Annotated in this window: 14 protein-coding genes and 1 riboswitch; of the genes, 6 read left to right on the top strand and 8 right to left on the bottom strand. The window is 43.4% G+C overall.

Annotated features, from left to right (window positions below; all coding sequences use genetic code 11):
- Nucleotides 1–44 precede the first annotated feature (44 nt).
- The 3 genes from B4Q04_RS15805 to B4Q04_RS15795 form a co-directional block, all read right to left on the bottom strand.
- The gene (locus tag B4Q04_RS15805; protein WP_013992221.1) at nt 45–668 is read right to left on the bottom strand and encodes a phosphoadenosine phosphosulfate reductase family protein; all 624 of its coding nucleotides are present in this window, start codon (nt 666–668) and stop codon (nt 45–47) included.
- Between the two features lie 6 nt (nt 669–674).
- On the bottom strand, nt 675–938 hold the full coding sequence (locus tag B4Q04_RS15800; RefSeq protein WP_013992222.1) for a DUF2061 domain-containing protein: 264 nt from the start codon (nt 936–938) through the stop codon (nt 675–677).
- Between the two features lie 179 nt (nt 939–1,117).
- Nucleotides 1,118–1,528 carry an RrF2 family transcriptional regulator gene (locus B4Q04_RS15795; RefSeq protein ID WP_013992223.1) on the bottom strand — a complete coding sequence of 137 codons (411 nt, stop codon included), beginning with the start codon at nt 1,526–1,528 and terminating at the stop codon, nt 1,118–1,120.
- 208 nt (nt 1,529–1,736) lie between these two features.
- On the opposite strand from B4Q04_RS15795, the gene B4Q04_RS15790 reads away from it, so the two are divergent.
- From B4Q04_RS15790 to B4Q04_RS15765, 6 genes are all read left to right on the top strand, one after another.
- Nucleotides 1,737–2,393 carry a hypothetical protein gene (locus tag B4Q04_RS15790; RefSeq protein ID WP_088697401.1) on the top strand — a complete coding sequence of 219 codons (657 nt, stop codon included), beginning with the start codon at nt 1,737–1,739 and terminating at the stop codon, nt 2,391–2,393.
- Nucleotides 2,394–2,529: 136 nt separating this feature from the next.
- Nucleotides 2,530–3,111 carry a Crp/Fnr family transcriptional regulator gene (locus B4Q04_RS15785; RefSeq protein ID WP_013992225.1) on the top strand — a complete coding sequence of 194 codons (582 nt, stop codon included), beginning with the start codon at nt 2,530–2,532 and terminating at the stop codon, nt 3,109–3,111.
- Nucleotides 3,112–3,247: 136 nt separating this feature from the next.
- The gene (locus tag B4Q04_RS15780) at nt 3,248–4,087 is read left to right on the top strand and encodes an MBL fold metallo-hydrolase (protein ID WP_236631032.1); all 840 of its coding nucleotides are present in this window, start codon (nt 3,248–3,250) and stop codon (nt 4,085–4,087) included.
- A 68-nt stretch (nt 4,088–4,155) separates the two neighbouring features.
- Nucleotides 4,156–4,548 (top strand): nuclear transport factor 2 family protein, encoded by a 393-nt coding sequence (locus B4Q04_RS15775; RefSeq protein ID WP_088697399.1) that lies wholly within the window; start codon nt 4,156–4,158, stop codon nt 4,546–4,548.
- 297 nt (nt 4,549–4,845) lie between these two features.
- Nucleotides 4,846–7,593, top strand: a complete 2,748-nt coding sequence (locus B4Q04_RS15770) for a right-handed parallel beta-helix repeat-containing protein (RefSeq protein ID WP_088697398.1) — start codon at nt 4,846–4,848, stop codon at nt 7,591–7,593.
- A complete protein-coding gene (locus tag B4Q04_RS15765; RefSeq protein WP_088697397.1) occupies nt 7,590–8,300 on the top strand; it encodes a hypothetical protein in 711 nt (236 codons plus the stop codon). The genes B4Q04_RS15770 and B4Q04_RS15765 overlap by 4 nt, the downstream gene beginning before the upstream one ends.
- A gap of 74 nt (nt 8,301–8,374) precedes the next feature.
- Here B4Q04_RS15765 and B4Q04_RS15760 read toward each other — a convergent pair whose 3' ends face one another.
- The 5 genes from B4Q04_RS15760 to B4Q04_RS15740 form a co-directional block, all read right to left on the bottom strand.
- Nucleotides 8,375–9,538 (bottom strand): trans-sulfuration enzyme family protein, encoded by a 1,164-nt coding sequence (locus tag B4Q04_RS15760; RefSeq protein WP_046287327.1) that lies wholly within the window; start codon nt 9,536–9,538, stop codon nt 8,375–8,377.
- Nucleotides 9,539–9,572: 34 nt separating this feature from the next.
- Nucleotides 9,573–12,965 (bottom strand): bifunctional aspartate kinase/homoserine dehydrogenase I, encoded by a 3,393-nt coding sequence (gene thrA, locus B4Q04_RS15755; protein WP_088697396.1) that lies wholly within the window; start codon nt 12,963–12,965, stop codon nt 9,573–9,575.
- 68 nt (nt 12,966–13,033) lie between these two features.
- A complete protein-coding gene (locus tag B4Q04_RS15750) occupies nt 13,034–14,308 on the bottom strand; it encodes an O-acetylhomoserine aminocarboxypropyltransferase/cysteine synthase family protein (RefSeq protein ID WP_013992232.1) in 1,275 nt (424 codons plus the stop codon).
- A 123-nt stretch (nt 14,309–14,431) separates the two neighbouring features.
- Nucleotides 14,432–14,546: riboswitch (SAM riboswitch) on the bottom strand.
- Nucleotides 14,547–14,622: 76 nt separating this feature from the next.
- Complete coding sequence (gene metK / locus B4Q04_RS15745; RefSeq protein WP_013992233.1) at nt 14,623–15,879, bottom strand: methionine adenosyltransferase; 1,257 nt, start codon at nt 15,877–15,879, stop codon at nt 14,623–14,625.
- A 269-nt stretch (nt 15,880–16,148) separates the two neighbouring features.
- Nucleotides 16,149–18,827 (bottom strand): carboxypeptidase-like regulatory domain-containing protein, encoded by a 2,679-nt coding sequence (locus tag B4Q04_RS15740; RefSeq protein ID WP_088697395.1) that lies wholly within the window; start codon nt 18,825–18,827, stop codon nt 16,149–16,151.
- Nucleotides 18,828–18,879: the final 52 nt, after the last annotated feature.

Below are 18,879 nucleotides of genomic sequence, written 5' to 3'. Positions count from 1 at the left end.
CTACTGTGCTTCGATTATTTTTTTCGCTTAAAGCGGAATGTCGTTTAGGTATGCAACCCACACTCACGGTTCTCAAGAACCTTGGTCGGATCAAAGTATTTATGTTCGTTAGGCAATTGCCTTTCTTCCAAATAGGCATCGAGTTGGGCATCGCTCCAATAATAGAACGGACTTACCTTAAGTACTCCGTCTTTGCTCAAACTGAGAATATCCAAGGAATCCCTTAGCGCGGTCTGCCCCTTTCTTAGGTTGGTAAACCAAACATCGGGCTTATGCGCCGCCATTGCCCTTTTAAAAGGCTCCAATTTCACCTGCTCGGTAAACTCGGCATGCCTTGGGTCATCAATTTGCGGTATGCCCATTACACTATCGCGATGCGCACTGGTCTGCTTCGGCACGTACAGGTCGATGTTCAAATCCAAACGCTTGATCAAGTCCTCTGCATGCTTATAGGTGTTAGGGGTATTGTACCCCGTATCGCACCATATTACAGGTATATCGCCTTTTACATTCGAAACCGCATGCAAAATGGCCACTTCATAAGGCCTAAAATTCGTAGTGACTACGGCATTCTCGGCATTTTTGATGGCCCAGTCTATAATTACGGCCGGATCGGCATCCTTAAACTGCTCATTAAGCTTCTTTATCTGTTCTTCTGAAAAACCCATAGCTTATTATTTACCCCAGTTAATTTTATTCCACAAACGCTCGTGAAAGAAGTACAAGAACATCTTGGTCACAAAGTCAATGGATGCGATAGAGGCCGCAATGGCCACCTCACCAGTCAACAAATACGAAACCAATAAGGTATCTAAAGTACCGATTACCCGCCAGCTTACCGCCTTGGCGATACTACGGATAGGTCTTTCAGATTTTTGATCTTCTGAAAACTTTTTCTTGGGAGCTGCTTTATCTAAAATCAATTGATCTACAATCATTTTCTCGTTAATCTAATTACCCTATCAATCTAATAGAGTAAACAAATATAGTATATTTTTATTGTGTTAGACGCCACAAATTAAAAGAATTTACGTTTACCCTATAGATTTAGTAGATTTATAATAAACCGTAAATAAAATTGCAGAATTTTCAGCACTTCTTCCAGAAGATCGGGAAATCAGGCTATTAAATCGGCCAAGGTATGGTTGCGGTACACCTCAAGATTGGCATCACGCACCATCAGCATCAACTTGTTTACCGAACAACTGGCCTCATCTGGGCAATCGGTACACTTTTCATAAAAATTAAGGCTTACACAAGGTACCATGGCTATGGGACCTTCAAGAATACGCATTACATCGGTCATCAGCACCTCATGGGGGTCTTTGATTAGATAGTAACCTCCCCCCTTACCCTTTTTCGAGCCCAAAAATCCACTTTTACGAAGAGACAATAGGATGCTCTCCAAGAATTTTTGCGAAATATTCTCGGCCTGAGCAATTTCAGAGATCTGCACCGGCTGTTGGTCTTTCTGTGAAGCCAAGTAAGTCAGGGCCTTTAAGCCATATTTTGTCTTTTTTGAGAGCATGGGGTAAATATAACAAAAATTGGGACGAGTAAATAGTGCCATAGACCTGCCTGAAGATTATAAAAACGTCCGATACCCACCCCAAGAACACCCCCAACTAAAATGTTACTCTTTTCAATTCATCCCTCAATAACTACAGTTCGGCAATAGCTTCTTTTGAAAACCAAGGCATTACCCAACCTTTGCCCCCGTAACCAATACAAATACCATGGAACAAACCATCACTTTCTTCATTTACCTACACGCATTCCTAGGAGGGATAGGCCTAGTTTCGGGAATAGGCAGCACCATTGCCAAAAAAGGAAGCCCTCTACACCAGAAATTGGGAAAACTATTCTCTATAGGCATGATCGGCAGTTCAATCATATCTATACCCATAGCCATGATGCCCAACCACGAAAACCTATTTTTACTACTGATCGGGCTATTTACCATCTACCTTGTACTGGTAGGCAATAGGGCATTGCAATTCAAAACAAGAAGCAATGCCGATATAGTAGACAAAGCAATATCGGGAAGTATGCTTTTATTTTCGATAATCATGCTGGGTATCGGAATGTACAGTCTTATGAATACCGTCACTACTGGTGTATTATATATATTCTTTGGAGGGTTTGGACTGCTCTTAACCTTGAAGGATTTTCAGTTTTACAAAAATCCCCAGAAGACCAAAAATGGATGGCTCCTGTCCCATATCGGAAAAATGATCGGAGCTTTGATCGCTTCCATTACGGCATTTATTATTGCGGGTCTCAGTATAGGAAACCTCATGGCATGGACGCTTCCTACCGTACTTGGCACTATTTACATTATGTATTGGAAAAGGAAGGTCAACCCCAAAACTGTAGCCTCCAAAAAAATATAATCACCTACATAAAGAACACATTAGCCCCTCCCTTTATATATTTCTTTTCAAGAAATCGGGTTTAATCCTTATGTTTATCTTTGACAGGACTTTCCCCGTAAAAGATATGGGGCCACACGTATAGTTAGAACTAAAAATGTCGATAGAGCGCTTACAGCAAAACGTTTTAAAAAATGCGGCACTGAACAAAGAGGAGCTCCATACTTTTTGCGAAGCCTTTTACCCTAAGTCCATTGCAAAAAAACAATACCTCCTACGGCAGGGTGACATCTGCAAGTTCGAAGGTTATGTAACAAAGGGCTGTTTTCGGGTTTTCACCCTAGATGAGCAAGGTAAAGAACACGTGCTTTATTTTGCCATTAAAGACTGGTGGATAACCGACATTGACAGTTTCACCAACCAAAAGCCTTCTTTTTTAACCATACAGGCCTTAGAAGACAGTGAGGTACTTCTCGTAGACCACCAAGACAAAGCGCGCCTTTATACCGAAATACCCCAGATAGAACAACTGTTCAGGGTGATGACCCAAAAGACCTTGGTCGCCTTGCAAAGAAGAATGATCAGCAACCTGAGCCAGACCGCAGATGCCCGCTATCTCAATTTTATTGAAAAATACCCCCAAATCGCCCAAAAGCTCACCAATCTCCAACTGGCTTCCTACCTAGGGATCTCCCACGAATTTTTAAGTAAGATCAGAAGCAAGACCGCTTCAAAATAATCCTTGTACTTCATTTATTGAACTAGTTCAATGTTTTGAGTGGCCTTGGTATGCACCTTTGTTCCCTCAAATTAAAACAAGTAAAATGAAAACCATTTTTTCCACACTAGTATTAACAACAATAATTTTATTTCATATGGAAGTACAAGCCCAGAACCCAAGAACCATCAAAACCGGCAATTTTGACTTACAGGTCTATAATGCCTCCGAAAACAGCTTTGGCGTGGCCTCGATTTTGGTCTCGGGAAAGCAAGATGCCATTCTGATCGATGCCCAATTCACCTTGGCAGATGCCGAAGCAGTGGCACAGGAAATCAAAGCATCAGGTAAAAATCTAAAAACCATTTATGTATCGCATGGTGACCCCGATTTTTACTTCGGATTGCAAGTTTTTAAAACCTATTTTCCAGAAGTTACCGTATATGCCACTCCGGCAACCGTAGAACACATCAAGGCCACTGCCCAAAAGAAACTAGAGGTTTGGGGGTCGCGATTAGGGAACATCATTACCACCAATATTATTTTACCACAGGTACTTCAGGAAAATGCATTGGAACTGGAAGGGGAAAAGCTTGAAATTATAGGTTTGGAGGACTTCCCTAAAAGAACTTTCATCTATATCCCTTCAAGCGAGGCCGTCGTCGGTGGCATCAATATTTTCTCGGATAATTTTCATGTATGGATGGCCGATGCCCAAACCAAGGCAACTAGAAAAGAATGGGTTTCCATTCTAGACAAAATTGAAAGCTTAAACCCGAAAGTGGTTATTCCCGCTCACGGAAATAAAGATACCCAACTGAATTTGACCTCTGTGGCCCACACTAAAAACTACATCGCCTTCTATGAAGAGGCCTTAAAAACCAACACTACTTCAGAGGACTTGATCCATACAATGAAAAAGCAATACCCCAACGCCACTTTTGAAACTGCTCTTCAAATCGGCGCCAAGGTGAACACAGGCGAAATGAAATGGTAAAATCAGTAAGAATGGGTTACTTGACGATCCTTATGGCATTGTCAAGTTGCCCATTTAACAAAAATAACATGACGAATCTAGACATAGTTAAAAGTACCTACGAGGGCAAAACCTCTGAAGAAAACGGAAAGAACCTGGCCAAGTATGTAGCAGAAGACATTCAATGGACGGAAGCCAAAGGCTTTCCCTATGCAGGCACCTATATAGGCTTGGAAGATATCACCAAAAATGTATTCTCTAGATTAGGTTCTGAATGGATTCACTACCAGTTTAGCCCAAAACAATATGTTGCCGAGGGAAATACGGTCATCGCCATTGGAAACTATACCGGGGTTTATAAAAAAACAGGCAAAGGCTTTGAAGCACGAGTGGCACACGTATGGACTTTAAAGGATAGTAAAATCATTAGGTTCGAACAGATTGTCGACAGTAAAACCGTTACCGACGCCATGACCAAATAGAAAATTATAGCTGACTCAAAACAAAAATGCTTCCTAACGGGAAGCATTTTTGTTTACACACAATAGCTCTTCCCATAAGCCTCCCCACCTTCAACAAACCATGATTTTCAAGATTTTGGCTCCAAAAAACTAAAAATCCCAGCAATGCCAACTGATCAAAAACTTGACAAATAAGCTACCGCCTTCATAAAAAATCATTTGTTGTATCGTTTTGATCATTTACTATTTGAAGCAACCCCCCTTTCATTTAGATTTGGTAACACACCCATGGGTTGAACCTACCTAAATCTATTACATATGTCCATAAAACAGAATTATCGTTTCTCCTTTTTATTCTTATTCCTAATAGGTATAAGCTCTTTTGCCAGAGACATCTACGTAGCCAAAAACGGCGACGACACCAACCCGGGCACTTTGGAGAGCCCGTACTTGACCATTTCAAAAGCAGCGAGCGAAGCGGTTGCAGGCGACATCGTATATATCAGGGCCGGCACCTACGAGGAGACATTGACCCCTGCGAATTCCGGAAGCCCTGGTCAGCCCATTGTCTTTCAATCGTATCCCGGGGAAAAAGTCATTATTTCGGCCATGGATGCCTTATCCGGTTGGACGCAAGACAGTGGCCCTATTTACAAAACCACCATTTCCTTCCCTTCCCTAGGCCAAGAAAATTTTATCATGAACGATGCTACCGCATTGGACCTGGCCCGATGGCCAAATAAAACGGACGACGACCCCTTTGCCTTGGGAACTATCCGAAATACCGGAGGAAGCAGTGGCGATGTCATCAATGGGGCCTATTTGACAGAATCCACAATTCCGGGTATTGACTGGACCGGTGGCGCACTTTGGTTCTATGGTGATAAGGGCGGTAGCGGTTGGCTCGCCTGGAAAAGAAAAATTACGGGCAGCTCTGCCGGTAGGGTCAATTTTAATCACACCACCACGAACAACGAGACTTGGGTGCGAACCTTTCATGCCCCGGCTGATTTGGGCGATTTTTATCTCGAAGGGGTCAAAGACGCCCTAGACTATCAAAATGAATGGTACTTCGATGAAAGTACAAGCACCCTATACGTTCAGCTTCCCGGAGGCAAAGCCCCGGTCGATGGCAAGGTGAAGATGAGACGCCGTCTGGAAACCATCAACCTAAAAGACAAAAAATACATCGAAATACGGAATTTGGCCGTATTCGGCGGCAGCATCAATATGGAGGACAGCTCCACTTGGTGGGCCTCCAATGCCAATAGCAAAACCACGAACAACCTCCTCTATGGCGTAACTTCCCTTTACGGCAACCATACCCAAGGGATTACCGATAGCTCACGTACCAACAATGCCAATGTACATGTACAAGGCTCGAACAATAGAGTTGAAAAATGCGAAATCGCATTTAACGCAGGGGCCGGATTGGTGGTAAGGGGAAACAACCAACAAATTATAGACAACTATATACATGACTGTAACTTTCTAGGTTCCTACGATGGCCCATTGGTAATCAGGGGCATAAAGAACAGTTTAGTAAAGAACAATACGGTATTCAGGGGAGGACGGGACGCCGTACAGTACAATGGCTCCGACAACGAGTTTTCCTATAACGATATCTCCCGAAGCAACTTGATCGCCGATGATTGCGCCCTTTTCTATACGGTAGGAGCACAATACACAACGGAAATCCACCATAACTGGTTTCACGATACCGCTTCCGGCGGCACAAAATACAAAGCTGCCGGAATTTACCTAGACAACAATGCAGCGGGCTTTGTCGTCCACCATAATGTAGTCTGGAATACCGAATGGACCAGCGTACAGATCAATTGGAACGGAACGGATATCGATATTTTCAACAATACCCTTTGGAACGGTTCCGCAGTAATGGGAGCATGGCATAAAGATGGAACGGCCTTCTCTAACGTTCGGGTTTGGAACAATCTAGGAAGCGATACCAATTGGGAGCCGCAGTCGGACAAACAGAATAATTTAACCGTCACTTCCGAAGTGTTCGTAAACGCCGCCAATGGCGATTTCAAACTAAAGAGCGGAGCTTCACCCATTGACCAAGGGAAGGGTATTCCGGGTATAACCGACGGCTTTACGGGCGACCACCCCGATGTCGGGGCCTACGAAAACGGAGGTGAGCAATGGATCGCAGGTATTACCTGGCAGCCGCTTTATGGGGCTGCAGGCCTAGGCTGTTACGGATTGCCCGGGGAAGACTGTATCGCCTTCGACCCTAATGATGACGACAATGACGGCGTAGCCAATGCCGATGACGAATGCCCCGAAACTCCCTTAGGAAGTACCGTAAACACCAAGGGCTGTAAAATATTCAGTCTTGCCGCCGATAATTTTAAGGTGAAGGGAACCGATGAATCATGCAGCAGCAGTAATGATGGAACGATTTCCATACATTCAAAAGATAGCTCACTTCAGTTTAAGGGAAAAATAAAGGAGACCGGAGCAGAAAAGGATTTTACTTCAGATGCCTTGTTCGGGCAGTTGGGCGCCGGTGACTACACCCTGTGCATTAGCACGCCCTCCGATGCCAACTTCGAGCAATGCTTTGTTATATCGATAGACGAGCCCGAAGACCTATCCGTAACATCAAAGGTCGACAATAGCACAAATCAACTTACCTTAAGCTTGAAAGGGGCCACCAACTATAGCATTGACCTAAACGGGGTGGTTACCCATACTACCGAAGATGAAATTACACTTGACCTATCGAAAGGCCAGAACAAACTTTCCGTTAAGGCAGATAAGCTTTGCCAGGGCGAGTATAGCGAAATCATCAGTGTTTTTGACGGCGTCACCGTGTTTCCGAACAAGGTAAAAGACCAACTGAACGTTGCCTTCTCCCACAAGCTTGATTCCTTGGTCACCCTTGAACTGATTTCGGCAACGGGCAAGGTCATTCTAAGCAAAACCGAATCGGTCGTGAACCAGATTACGACCCTAGACACCTCCAATCTAAGTTCGGGCATTTATTTCCTGAACATCACAGCTACAAATATCAAATCCCAAGCCAAAATTGTCAAACAATGAGACCCAATACCTATATTCGATCAAGCCTATTCCTTCTTCTTATCGCCTTTTGCAGTTGTAGCAGTAGCGATGACGGAGCTAAAGACCCTACGCCCCAAGAAAGCCTACCGCCCGAAGCCTCGGTTTTGGTTTTTCCGAAGAAAGATGAAGAATGTAACCAAGGCGACATCATCTCCGCCACCCAAAGCAAAGTAACTTTTAAATGGAAGGCTTCGGACCATACGGACAGCTATACCTTGGTGCTAAAAAACTTAGAAACCAACGAAACGAGCGAAAACGATACTTCGACCAATTCGCTTGCCCTGACCATTTTGAGAAATACGCCCTATTCTTGGAACATTATTTCAAAATCTGACGAAACGGCCACGACCGCAACTAGCGAAACCTGGAAGTTTTACAATGCCGGCGAAGGAAATGAAAATTATGCCCCCTTTCCAGCGGAGGCCGTAGCCCCGACCATGGGGGCCAGTGTGAGCCAACCCCTAACCCTAAGTTGGAAAGGGAGTGATGTTGACAACGATATCGCTTCCTACGATATATACCTAGGTACCGACAATCCACCGACCACCTTACATGCAAGCACCTCGGATTCAGAAATAGATGACATTGCGCTCAATCCTGCCACCGTTTACTATTGGAGGGTAGTCACTACCGACGAAAATGGTTCCAGTTCCCAATCGCCGGTCTTTGAGTTCAAAACCAAATAAACCCAATTCCAAGGCATAAAAAAACCAAAGTCAAAAGCTTTGGTTTTTTTTATTTACAGAAATCTTATTCGTCCTTAGGCCAGTGCCTGCGAAATATCGGCGATAATGTCGTCTATATGCTCAAGCCCCACCGATACGCGTACCATTCCGTCCGTAACGCCCGTTTCTGCACGCTCTTCTACCGAGAGTTTGCTATGAGTTGTTGACGCCGGATGTGTTACAATACTACGTGCATCGCCCAAATTGGCCGAAAGCGATAGCATTTTTATAGAGTCGAAAAACTTCTGGCCGGCTTCCAATCCGCCTTTTACCTCAAAAGCTACGACACAGCCACCGGCTTTCATCTGCTTCTTGGCTATTTCATATTTGGGATGCGACTTTAAAAACGGATATTTTACCCAATTGACCTTTTCGTTGCCTTCTAAAAACTCGGCTAATTTCAGTGCATTTTCACAATGGCGATCCACCCTTACGGCCAAGGTTTCCAAACTTTTGGAAAGTACCCAGGCATTGAAGGGAGATAGGGCCGGACCTGTAATTCTTGAAAAGCGGTAGACCTTATCGATCAATTCCTTCTTTCCTACGGTAACGCCGGCCAATACACGACCTTGTCCGTCCATTAATTTCGTTCCGGAGTGGATGACCAAATCGGCCCCGAACTTGATCGGTTGTTGTAAATAGGGCGAAGCAAAACAATTGTCGATCACCAAAATCAGATTATGCTTTTTGGCAATCTTTCCTAAAGCTTCCAAGTCGAGGATGTCTACCCCAGGATTGGTCGGTGATTCCGCATAGATAATTTTGGTCTTTGGCGTAATCAAAGCCTCTATCCCATCTAAATCATCAATCTTAAAATAGCTGTGATCAATATTCCATTTAGGAAAAAAATTCGTGAACAACGAATGCGTCGACCCAAAAATACTCCGCGCCGACAATACATGGTCACCACTATCCAAAAGGGCCGCCAAAGTAGAGAATACCGCTGCCATACCCGAAGCAAAAGCAAATCCGTTTTCAGCTCCTTCCATCTGACATACCTTCTCTATAAACTCAGAGGTATTCGGATTGGAATAGCGCGAATAAACATTACGTTCTTTCTCTTCGGCAAACGAAGCGCGCATATCTTCCGCATCTTCAAATACAAAACTCGAAGTCATGTACATCGGCACCGAATGCTCCAAATTTTTAGTGCGTTCCAATTGCGTTCTGATAGCGTTCGTTTCAAATTTATTTTCCATATGCATATAATTTGCTGAAAGCGGACTTTCTCTATTATTTATATCCTTTTTCTGCTATTCGTAAAATATCGCCAAAAACACCCCTTGCCGTAACGGCTGCACCTGCACCCGCCCCTTGAATCACTAATGGATTTTCGCCATATGACTCGGTATAGATCTCTATAATGGAATCGGATCCTTTTACCTGTCCCAAGGCACTTTCTTTGGGCACCGATATGAGTTTGACGTCCAAAATACCCTTCTCTTCCTGAAGGTTACCGTGCAAATCGCCCACATACCGCAGTACATGGCCGGGCTTTTGGTTCTTTTTAATTTCGTTGAACTTGGCATCTACCAAATCGAGATGGTCCAAGAAATGCTGTACATCGCCATCCCTCAACTCCTCGGGAATCAAGTTTTCAATGTTTACATCGGAAAACTCGTTGCGCAGATCGAGTTCCCTGGCAAGGATCAACAATTTTCGGCCCACATCGTTACCCGATAGGTCTTCGCGGGGATCCGGCTCGGTAAAGCCACTTTTCATTGCCGTCCTTAAAATATTGGAAAAGGGTTCCTCGCTCTCTGAAAAGGTATTGAAGATATAACTCAAGGAACCTGAGAACACCCCTTTGATACCGGTAATGTTTTCACCCGAAAGGTGTAACAAACGTATGGTATCTATCAAAGGAAGGCCTGCCCCCACATTGGTTTCGTACAAATATTGTTTCTGGTGCTTATCCAACTCATCGCGCAACAACTGGTAGTAATCGAAACCGAGCGTATTGGCTATTTTATTGGACGACACAATATCGAAACCATTCTCTACAAACTCAAAGTAATGGGCTACAAAATCGCTATTAGCCGTATTATCGACCAAAATGAGGTTCTCTAGATGGTTTTCCTTGGCATATGCGATAACATCGCCTACCTTATATGGAGTACCCTTTTCTTCTATGGCCGTTTTCCAATTTTTAGGAATACCCTTTTTATCCAATAGGATTTTCCTCGAATTGGCCACAGCAAAAACGTTGAGGTCTATCCCCTTTCGCTTTTGAATGGTCTTGGTAGATTTCAAAATTTGGTCAATAAGCGTTCCGCCCACATTTCCATGTCCAAAAATCACCAAATTGACTTTTTTACTGATTCCGAAAATCTGTCCGTGCATTACGTTCAAGGCCTTGTTCAGGTCCGATTTTCTAAGTACCAAACTTACATTCCTGCCCGATACCGTATTATTAAATAGCAATGGGGCAATCTGGTTCTTTATCAAGGCATTGTACGGTCTATGGAAGGTACTCAAATCTTGACCTACGATAGAAATGACCGAGACCTCATCGAGTACGGTAATCATATTAATGTCCTTCGACTGGTAATCGCTTTCGAATTCCCTGTCCAAAGCCCTCTTGGCCTCTAGGGCCCGGTCGGCATTTACGACCAGGCCAATGCCTCGCTCCGAAGAGCCTTGGGAGATGATACTTACACTAATATTACTTTTCTGAAGCGCACTGAAAATACGTGCATCGACCCCAACTTTCCCTAGGAGTCCCCTACCCTCTACATTGATCAAGGATACGTTTTCAATAACCGACAAGGACTTAATACCCCCCTCTTTGGTCTTGGCACTGATCAAGGTTCCCTCATTGTCGTTATTGAAGGTATTTAAAATACGAAGGGGTATATTTTTTTCTATTAACGGAATAATGGTCTTGGCATGCAAAATGGTCGCCCCGAAATTTGCCAGTTCGTTCGCCTCTCCATAGGAAAGGTGCGAAATGCGCTTGGCATCGGATACCAAATCGGGATTAGCCGTATATATTCCGTCTACATGCGTAAAGTTTTGAAGCTCCTCCGCATTCAGGAAATTAGCGAATAGGGCCGCCGAATAATTACTGCCATTACGACCCAAAGTGGTAGTTTCCCCATTTTCATCAGAAGCGATAAAACCTGTAATAATCGGTACCGCATCGGCATCTAACTTGGCAAAACGGCGTAAAACGTTTTCTTTTGAAAGCGTTTCGTTGACCGTGGCATCCCCAAAATTAGAATCGGTTTTTATCAATTCCCTAGAATCGAGCATTACCGCATTTATCCCTTTTCCTATAAGCAGTTTGGTCACCAATTTTGCAGAAATAAGCTCCCCGAAGGCCAATAACTGGTCTTTTATCTTTAAGCTGTAATCGCCCAAAAGCGAAACCCCTTCGAGTAATTTTGCCAAATCTTTAAACTCGGCCGAAAGGTTGACATTCTTAAAGACACTCTTTTGGTACTTTTCAAAAGCCTCAAAATCTTCATAGTAATTTTCGCCCCTTGCGGCCTTTTCCAATATAGCTTCCAGTTGGTCGGTGGCCTTTTCACGGGCAGAAAGTACCACGGCAATATTTTCACCTTCTTCTACTTTTTTCGAAACAATACCCAAAACACGTTCCAATCCCTCGCCATTGGCCAGTGATTTTCCTCCAAATTTCAAAACCTTGATATGTTTTGACTTTCCATTTCTACTGAAAACCGGCTCCAGCAATTGTTCCATCTGCTCAAATTCTATCAAAAAGGCATCGTGACCGTGGAGGGAGTGCACCTCACCGTAAGTAACGTTACCATTGGCCTGTGCCAAGCGTTTAAAGGTCTCCTTGTTTTCCTTGGCCGTAAAGAACAAATCGGAATCAACCCCGATAATATGGATATTCACATCGCTGTTCTGAAGGTCGATAAAATTCTGCTCCCCGTTCCTCATGACATCTATGGTCTTGAGCAACTGGTTCATGAGCTTATAGGCCGAAAGTTGAAATCGTTCCTGTAACTTTTCCCCGTGATGCATCAACCAACTTTCCACGTTAAAAACCTGAAGTTCCTCATTGGTACTCCGTTTAAAACGCTCTTTGAAAGACTCGGGTGTACGATAACACAACATGGCGTGCATACGCGCATCGTGAACGGGCTTTTTGCTATTGACCAAAAACTGTTCTTGTATCTGGCAATTACCGATCAACCAATCCGTAGATTTCCAGTCCGATGCAACAGGAATCAGATGCTCCATGATCTTCGGGTTAAGCGCTGCCATTTCCCAGGCTATACCTCCTCCCAAAGAGCCGCCGATAAGGGCGAACAATTTGTTGATCTCAAGTTTTTGGAGGCCCAACAAGAAGATTCTTGCGATATCGCCTGCCACGAAATCCTTATAATTATCGATAACGAATTTATCGTATCCGTTACCAGGAATATTAAAGGACAGAATGGTGTACTTATTGGTATCGATACACTTGCCTTCGCCAATAAGGGCGGACCACCAGCCATCATCACCCGTAACATTGGAGTTACCGGTCAAGGCATGGTTGACCTGCACTATGGGCGCAGTGTGCAATTCTTTCCCGAACAACTGATAGGAAAGCTCAATATCTTGAGTTACCCCACTGATCGTAGTATAGTTCGATAATTTCAAATGGTGAAGCATACGGCATATATTAGACCTCACCGGCGTTGTGCCGGCCAGGTCTTATTAATTTCTAAAAATAGTATCGGTTAAAGCGCTGCGAATGCGTTTGCCAAATCGGCTTTCAAATCTTCAATATCCTCTAGACCCACTGACAAACGAATCAAATCTTGACCCACACCGGCGGCTTCCTGCTGCTCGGCGTTCAACTGCTGGTGCGTTGTACTGGCAGGGTGGATGATCAATGATTTTGTATCGCCAATATTGGCCAATAGGGAGAAAATCTTGGTAGCATCGGTCACTTTTTTAGCGGCCTCAAAACCACCTTTTATTCCGAAAGTCACCAAACCACTTTGTCCTTTAGGCAAATATTCTTGGGCAAGATCGTAGTATTTACTACTCTTAAGACCTGGGTAATTTACCCATGCCACTTCGTCCCTTCCTTCCAACCAGGTCGCCAATTCCAAAGCATTGGCACTGTGCTGTTTGATACGCACGTTCAAAGTCTCCAAGCCTTGTATGATCTGGAATGCGTTAAACGGACTCAAAGCCCCTCCAAAATCGCGCAATCCTTCCAAAATCAATTTAAAGGTAAAGGCCGCCGCACCTAGGGCTTCGCTATACACTAAACCATGGTAGCCCGCAGAAGGCTCGGTAAACTCAGGAAATTTTCCGTTGGTCCAATCAAACGTTCCCGCATCGATTATAGCACCACCTAAAGAAGTACCTTGACCACCGATATATTTAGTTAAGGAATGAATCACCAAGTTGGCCCCATGCTCAATAGGGTTCAAAAGGGCCGGTGAAGCTACTGTATTATCTACTATAAAAGGAACCTGAGCCGCCTTGGCCTGTTTTGAGATTGCTTTTAAGTCAAGCACGTCTAGTTTAGGGTTGCCCAAAGATTCTACAAAGAAAGCCCTTGTATTGTCTTGCACCGCCTTACCAAAATTTTCAGGATCGGAGGCATCTACGAAAGTAGTAGTGATTCCCATCCTTGGCAAGGTAACGTTCAACAAATTGAAAGTTCCCCCATACAGACTACTAGAAGCTACAATATGATCTCCTGCCTTTAAAAGCGTCATTAATCCGGTAGAAATCGCGGAAGCCCCTGAAGCAAAAACTACAGCGCCAATACCGCCTTCAACGGCCGCCAATCGCTCTTGTAAAATTTGATTGGTAGGGTTGTTCAGACGAGTATAGATAAAACCGAGTTCGGCCAAAGAAAAAAGATTGGCAGCATGGTCGGTATCGTTAAAAACGTAGGATGACGTCTGGTAGATAGGGACTGCACGTGTTCCAGCGGTTTGCGCCGGATCGTGCCCAGCATGTAGTGCATTGGTTGCAAGTTTAAGATCACTCATAATTCTAGATTTTTAATTGTTATTTAAAATAATTAAAAGCCCAACCATAGACTACGGCCTTGTAGTTAGGTATAATATCAAAAAAGTTATAAGAAAGTAAAAGATTAGGATGAGTAATCTATTTCGTTATCTGTCCTAATAATTATTTCAGGATAGAATGTAGCACCTTCTCTGTATAAGAAACAAAGGGTTGCTAAGGTTTCAAAGGGTCTATTCCCTCCACCTTTCTTGATAACTGATCAATACGTGTTTGAACTTTTGGAAATACAAATATATGGTCGGTGAATTTAAATTCACCAACATTTTTGAAAAATTTATAAATTAAACGCCTTTTTTACCTCATCTACCCGGTCTAACTTCTCCCAGGTAAACAATTCGACTTCTTTTTCGATACGACCGTTGTAGGGCGATTCAAAAACCTTTTTGATCGTTTTAGGCGTTTTGCCCATATGTCCGTAAGCTGCCGTTTCCAAATAAATGGGGTTACGCAACTTTAGTCGTTCTTCAATGGCAAACGGACGCATGTCGAACAAGTCTTTTGTCTTGTTGGCAATCTCACCATCGCTAAGGTCAACATTAGACGTTCCGTATGTATCGATATAAATGGAAGTAGGCTCAACTACACCAATGGCATAACTCACCTGCACCAAAATTTCATCGGCCACTCCGGCCGCCACTAAATTCTTGGCGATATGGCGTGCGGCATACGCGGCACTTCGGTCTACCTTACTTGGGTCTTTTCCACTAAAAGCCCCTCCACCGTGGGCACCTTTACCCCCATAGGTATCAACAATTATTTTCCTTCCCGTAAGTCCCGTATCACCATGTGGCCCACCGATAACGAATTTGCCGGTAGGGTTGATATGGTATTTGATCTTATCGTCGAACAAATTCTGAATCGCTTCGGGCAATTGCTCTATAACCCTAGGTATCAAAATCTCCACAAGGTCTTTTTTGATCTTGTCCAACATTTTGGCATCGTCGATATCAAAAGCGTCGTGCTGCGTAGATATTACAATGGTATCGATTCGCTGGGGCACATTGTCGTCGGAATATTCTATGGTTACCTGCGACTTGGCATCTGGTCTAAGATAATCTATGATCTTACCTTCCCTACGCAACTCCGCCAAGTTTTGGAGGATCTTATGCGATATATCCAAGGCCAATGGCATGTAATTTTCGGTTTCTTTAGTCGCATAGCCGAACATCATACCTTGGTCTCCCGCTCCTTGTTGCTCTTTTTGACCACGGTCTACCCCCTGACTAATGTCTTGCGATTGCTCATGGATCAATGAAATGACCCCACAAGAATCTCCACTAAACTGGTATTCGCCCTTGGTGTAACCGATGGAATTGATCACATCCCTAGCAATGGTCTGCACGTCTAGATATGTATCGCTCTTAACCTCTCCGGCCAATACGACCTGACCTGTGGTAACCAAAGTTTCACAAGCAACCTTGCTCTCTGGGTCAAAGGCCAAAAAGTGATCTAACAAGGCATCGCTTATTTGATCGGCAACTTTATCAGGGTGTCCTTCACTAACGGATTCGGAAGTAAATAAATACGGCATAACAAACTTTTATTTTTTCGTAAAAGGATCTGAAAGGAATGCCGGAAGAAGATGATGTGAATCGAATCTACATCAACTGCTTTAGCATTTTTTTTGTTTTTATCACCCTACTCAGGTTTAAAACAGAGGTTGCAATCAGTCAAATCCCTCCTCTTTAATTTAATTAGGACGCAAAAGTATAAAAAATGTTCAGTTCAAAATATTATTATCGGGTTAATTATTTCCCTAAGTTGCATATTGGGGTTTTCACGACATGCTATTCGAGCAAATTACAGATCGTATTTTATGGAGAAAAGCAAGTAACGCGGTTGCACGAAATAGGCCTGTGTCGTAAAGAACAGGTCATTGGTACTGTCTCTGTTCAGCGTAGTGGTATTTAATAGGTTGGTACCTTTAATACCATATTCCCATCGGCTATCCCTTTTCTGATAAGTCAAGTTGGCCTCTAAAAAACTATATTGGTTTTCGATGGTATTTTCCTTATCCGTATAATTGTAGTAATCATAGTCTACGTTAAAGATAAAGTTCTTTAAAAAAGTGGCATCGAAACGGGCATAGGGCCTGCTCGTAAAATAAGTAGTCTCCAAATCACCGTTTTCATAATTGTTTACGGTATACCTGTACCCTACTTCCAAATTGGGGGCATTCTTAAAATTGGTAGATAAGGCTCCCCTATAGTTCTGGGTAAAAGCATTCGACATGCGTTGCTCATTGCTCACCAAGTTATAGGTAGTCGACCACGCCACATTACCCCTTACCGAAGCTTTTATCTTCCCGAAGGTACGCTCATAATTGCCGCTGGCGGACAATGACTCGTCTTCAAAATTGGAATTGATCGTAGTACTCACCCTGTTTATCCCGATAATATCGGCACTACTCTTTAGGGCGTCTATTCGCTTTGTATAGGCTATGTTCGCGAAAATATTGGTGAAATTGAACATATTGAAGCTAAAGAAATTTAGCGAAAGGTTATGGTTAAGGGCACTCTCCAAATCCCTATTACCACTGTAAAGCGAGTTGTAGTTATTGAGCACATAGCCTTGTGCAAATTTGCTCACATCGGTAAAGGATCGGGTAACGCGGTAGTTAAACCGGATATTTTCCGACTTCTTCAACTGTGCATTGATATACACATCGGGCAATAATGAAGTAAGATTGTCTTCCACCACGGTGTTCAATTGCTCATTTTTCACATTGAACTGATGCAAGGTCACCCCTGGATTAAAGGTGAAAATTCCCGAAATAACCTTATAATGAAATCCTAAATACAGATCGGAAACATTAAAGGTAACATCGTTCCCAAACGCCTCTCCGCTCATATCGAAGCTTTCCTCATTATCTAAAATCTGAAAGATTCCCGAGTTAAAATTCTGGTGGCTTTGCGTGGTTCCCAAGGTTAAATTCAGATTGCTTTTGGTGCCGAGTACATAGTAATAATCAACCTTGGCATCTACTTTATTCGTCACCACATTTTTGACCTGATTTATATTGTACCCCTCTTGCCCTTCATCTACCGGGAATATATCAACGTAGGCAAATTCATTTCGGATAGCCTCGTAAAAGGGGTCCTCGTCTTGGTACATATGTTGTGCCTCTACGGCAAAAATATTCTTTTCGTTCAGCGTATAATAGAGATTGAGGTTTTGGTTTACGGCTAAAGGCTTTTGTTTTTTTACCTCTGAAATTTCATCGGTTATATCGGATACCGAAAGCACATCTACCTTTTCATTATCGTCCGATTGTTTCAAAAGGGCATCGTAATCGAACTGAAAATCGGCATTGGGTTTATATCGGGCACTGAATTTTGCCAAACCTAGATGTACGGTCTGATCTGTATTGGTGGTCGCATTTTCTACATCGTTACTGGCTATATAGGCCGTATTTCGTTGTGACTTCATCAAGGTCCCCGTATACGAGTAAATTCCGAAACCGCTCAAATCTAAACTCTCCGTTGGGGAATAGCTAAAATTGGCTGCGGCAAACTTGGTATCTATATCGTTGGCCCTATTGTTTTGGGCCGTAGAAAGACCGAGCCCATCGGCACCTGTGGCAATTGAACTGCCTCCCCTTGCATTTATGTTCCTAAAGCCCCCGGTAAAATTCCTATAGTCGTTTCGTGTAAACGGAACTTCCCCCAAGTTATTCAGGTCGGTAATAATATTGATGCTGTATTTAGGACTATAATAGAACAACTTCGGGTGGGCCAAATACCTATCATCAGGCCCGTAGCCTGCGGTTAGTTCGCCAAACCAAAAGTTCTTTTTACCCTCTTTCAACCTTATGTTCAAGGCCACGTTATCATCGTCATTGGTAAGTCCCTTCATTTGCGACACCTCGTTAAAATTCCGCAGTACCTCAACCTTACTAAGGGCATTTGCCGGAATATTCTCAACGGCCAATTTAGAGTCTCCATCAAAAAAATCCTTCCCTTCTACCATCACCTTGCTTACGGTCTTCCCCTCTACCTCTATCTGCCCATCATCGTTGATCTCGATCCCAGGAAGGTTTTCAAGCACATCTTTTAGCTTCTTCTCGGTTCCCGAAACAAAGGAGTCGGTATCATATACAATAGTATCGCCTTTGACCGATACGGGCATTTCATAGGTTACCTCAACCTCATCCAATTGATTGGCCTGTTCGTGCATGACGATGTCTTTTACCGCATCGACCTCACTGGCAGTAAACGTAAACGACTCCGTTTTAAACCCAAGATAACTAACTTTTACGGTATATTGATGTCCCGATTTCAGCTTCAACTTATACAGTCCCGCATGATTGGTAATACCGTAAGACTCCAAGCCCTTGGTCTCGGTATTAATAGCGATAACATTGGCCATATCGACACCGGTACCCAAACTATCCTTAACCATACCGGTAAGCGCAATTTCTTGGGCCCAGCTAGCGGCTGCCACGCTAAGGAATACGACAAACAACAATATATTCTTCATTATCAATGAATTAGATGCAACAAGTATTTCTAAAATAAAAAAGGGAGACGAC

Source organism: Zobellia sp. OII3 (assembly GCF_002211465.1).
Taxonomy (GTDB): domain Bacteria; phylum Bacteroidota; class Bacteroidia; order Flavobacteriales; family Flavobacteriaceae; genus Zobellia; species Zobellia galactanivorans.
The sequence above is the reverse complement of the archived record's forward strand: the minus strand, read 5'-3'. Positions and strand labels throughout refer to the sequence as shown.

Coding starts and splice junctions, on each gene's coding strand:
- B4Q04_RS15805 (WP_013992221.1), bottom strand. CDS start 668: ATGGGTTTTTCAGAAGAACAGATAAAGAAGCTTAATGAGCAGTTTAAG.
- B4Q04_RS15800 (WP_013992222.1), bottom strand. CDS start 938: ATGATTGTAGATCAATTGATTTTAGATAAAGCAGCTCCCAAGAAAAAG.
- B4Q04_RS15795 (WP_013992223.1), bottom strand. CDS start 1,528: ATGCTCTCAAAAAAGACAAAATATGGCTTAAAGGCCCTGACTTACTTG.
- B4Q04_RS15790 (WP_088697401.1), top strand. CDS start 1,737: ATGGAACAAACCATCACTTTCTTCATTTACCTACACGCATTCCTAGGA.
- B4Q04_RS15785 (WP_013992225.1), top strand. CDS start 2,530: ATGTCGATAGAGCGCTTACAGCAAAACGTTTTAAAAAATGCGGCACTG.
- B4Q04_RS15780 (WP_236631032.1), top strand. CDS start 3,248: ATGGAAGTACAAGCCCAGAACCCAAGAACCATCAAAACCGGCAATTTT.
- B4Q04_RS15775 (WP_088697399.1), top strand. CDS start 4,156: ATGACGAATCTAGACATAGTTAAAAGTACCTACGAGGGCAAAACCTCT.
- B4Q04_RS15770 (WP_088697398.1), top strand. CDS start 4,846: ATGTCCATAAAACAGAATTATCGTTTCTCCTTTTTATTCTTATTCCTA.
- B4Q04_RS15765 (WP_088697397.1), top strand. CDS start 7,590: ATGAGACCCAATACCTATATTCGATCAAGCCTATTCCTTCTTCTTATC.
- B4Q04_RS15760 (WP_046287327.1), bottom strand. CDS start 9,538: ATGGAAAATAAATTTGAAACGAACGCTATCAGAACGCAATTGGAACGC.
- thrA (WP_088697396.1), bottom strand. CDS start 12,965: ATGCTTCACCATTTGAAATTATCGAACTATACTACGATCAGTGGGGTA.
- B4Q04_RS15750 (WP_013992232.1), bottom strand. CDS start 14,308: ATGAGTGATCTTAAACTTGCAACCAATGCACTACATGCTGGGCACGAT.
- metK (WP_013992233.1), bottom strand. CDS start 15,879: ATGCCGTATTTATTTACTTCCGAATCCGTTAGTGAAGGACACCCTGAT.
- B4Q04_RS15740 (WP_088697395.1), bottom strand. CDS start 18,827: ATGAAGAATATATTGTTGTTTGTCGTATTCCTTAGCGTGGCAGCCGCT.